Raw genomic sequence first — 2047 nt, 5'->3', positions numbered from 1 at the left:
CGACGAGACCACGCTGAACGCGCCCAAGCCGTCCGAGGGTGCCACGGTAGGCAGCGCCAGCCGGATGATCGAGACGGCGATGGCCGAGTACGCGGAGCTGGTGGCCGAGGGCGACTCCGCCGCGGTGACCGGGCGGGAGATTACCCGGGAGTGGAACTGGCTCGACATCCTGTGCTTCGTAGGGCCCGCCCTGGTGATCGTCGCCGGCATCGTCGCCTGACGTCACCACGATCACGGGCGATAGGCGTTCGGTGGAGCAAAGCTGGTGCTCCCGCGCTGACTTCGCGCCATCGAAACCTGTCTGGGCGCCAATCACGGAACCGACTCTGGTTGGAGAGGTGTGAGAGCGCTAGAGCGCTCGGATATACCTCCACCCAGGAAGCGCTGGCCGCGAGGCGGTCAGAGTGGAGGCATACGCGACGAGGGCCTCTACCTGAGGGCGGCGTTCGAGCAGGCTCACCCGGCCGATTGTGCACCCGGTGCGTCACCGAAGCCGCGTACCCAGTCGACGAGGAGCTCCGGGACGAGGTCGTCGTCCGCCCCGACGGAGCGGTCAGGGAAGTCGAACACCGCGAGCATCAGCTGCAGCGGGTACCGAGGCGGACCCTCGACCCGGCGGACCAGGGCGCCGTCGACGAGGTAGTCGACCCGGTCCGTCGACCAGTCGCACGCGTAGGTGTGGAACTCCGCCAGGTCGAGCCGCAGCCGCACCGCCTCGAAGTCCTCACGCACCTCGGGGTCGCGGAACGGGTGCAGCCCCATGCCGACCGCGCTGGACTCGCCCGGGACCACCGCATCGCCGAACGCCTCCATGACGCAGATCTCGGCGCTGCGCTCCGGCACGTCCTCGAGGCCGACCATCCACAGCGAGACCATCGACCGCGGCGACACGACGGCCCGCGCTCGCATGCCGATCCAGCCCTCCCGCGGCGTCCAGCCCCACTGCGTCGGCTGCTCCTCTCGCACGGTCTGCCCGTCCCGGAACGGCTGCTGACCCTGAGTGCTGCCGACCGGCCCCGACCATGAGCCGGACTGGATGCCGGAGACGCGGATCGGCGGCTCGTGGTCGCCCTCGCACCACACCGGGTGGTCAGTGGGGATCCGGAGCCGCAGGCATGAACCGCTGATCTGGTATGCAGCCACGCTCGCCGCACGGGAGCTCCGGGCGGGCAGGTAGTGAGGAACCCAGACGCTGGTGTCGAGCGCTGGCCTGTCGAACTCCTCGGCGAACACCGGGGCCAGGTCGGGGCGTGGTGACTCCGGCATGGCGGGACGCTAACACCCGCCTCCGAGGCGTGGTGAGGTCACGGGTCACGTGGGGAGCCCGCCGCAAAGCCGGGACGTGAGTCGCGGGACACCTCGTGCGTCATGTCGCGGGTCATGTCGCGATCGGTGGGGTGCTGACCGCACCAAGCGCGACATGACGAGCGACATGACTTGCGCCGGTAACGTCGGGCCGATGGAGACAGACCCCGGGGATGCGGAGGACGCCGTCGCGAGGTACCTCCGCGAGCAGGCCGACCGCCCGCTGGGCGACGCGCAGCTGGCGTCCGGTCGCACACTCGCACCGTTCAGCCACGCCCTCGGCCTCGGCGCCGAGAACCTGTTGGTCAAGGCCATCGACGCGTTGGCAGCCCAGGACGAAGACCGCGCCACCGCCCTGGTCCGTCGGGCCGTCGGGCTGCCCTTCGACGAGCACGAGGAGGTCGCCCCCGCGGCAATGGCGGCCCATTACCTGCTGTTCAACCTCGTGACCGACGTGATGGAGGACAGCCCGGACGACGACGAGCGGTGGCTCGATGCGGCCCTCGCCGTCATCGACGGTCCGGACCGGTTCGCGCGTCTCGACATGCGGGACGTGCTCACCGCGATCGCGCAGGACTACGACCTGACGCGCAGCGAGCGCCGGCGGCTGCGGGGCGGCATCCGCGACGTGGAAGCGGCTCCGGAGCTGGTCGACCTCCTCGACCTGACCCAGGAGGAGCTGGCGGAACGCGTCATGGCCATCCTGGGCGCCTGCCGCTCCTACGCGGATGCTGTGGGGGCC

The 2047-nt window shown here is 70.5% G+C and carries 3 protein-coding genes; 2 read left to right on the top strand and 1 reads right to left on the bottom strand.

Features of this window, described 5'->3' with window-relative positions; translation table 11 throughout:
• Window positions 1–220 (top strand): hypothetical protein (locus VIG79_RS02385; protein ID WP_331881662.1); only part of this gene is annotated, 220 nt, incomplete at its 5' end.
• Between the two features lie 236 nt (window positions 221–456).
• Here the strand turns inward: VIG79_RS02385 and VIG79_RS02380 are convergent.
• Window positions 457–1266: a glycoside hydrolase family 16 protein gene (locus tag VIG79_RS02380; protein WP_331881659.1), complete on the bottom strand. Its 810-nt coding sequence runs from the start codon at window positions 1264–1266 to the stop codon at window positions 457–459.
• Between the two features lie 193 nt (window positions 1267–1459).
• Between VIG79_RS02380 and VIG79_RS02375 the strand changes: the two genes are divergently transcribed.
• A partial coding sequence (locus VIG79_RS02375) for a hypothetical protein (RefSeq protein ID WP_331881657.1) occupies window positions 1460–2047 on the top strand: 588 nt, incomplete at its 3' end.

The sequence above is a fragment of the Lapillicoccus sp. genome, assembly GCF_036559105.1.
In the GTDB taxonomy this organism is placed as follows: Bacteria; Actinomycetota; Actinomycetes; order Actinomycetales; family Dermatophilaceae; genus Lapillicoccus.
This window is presented reverse-complemented; position numbering and strand designations above follow the sequence as displayed.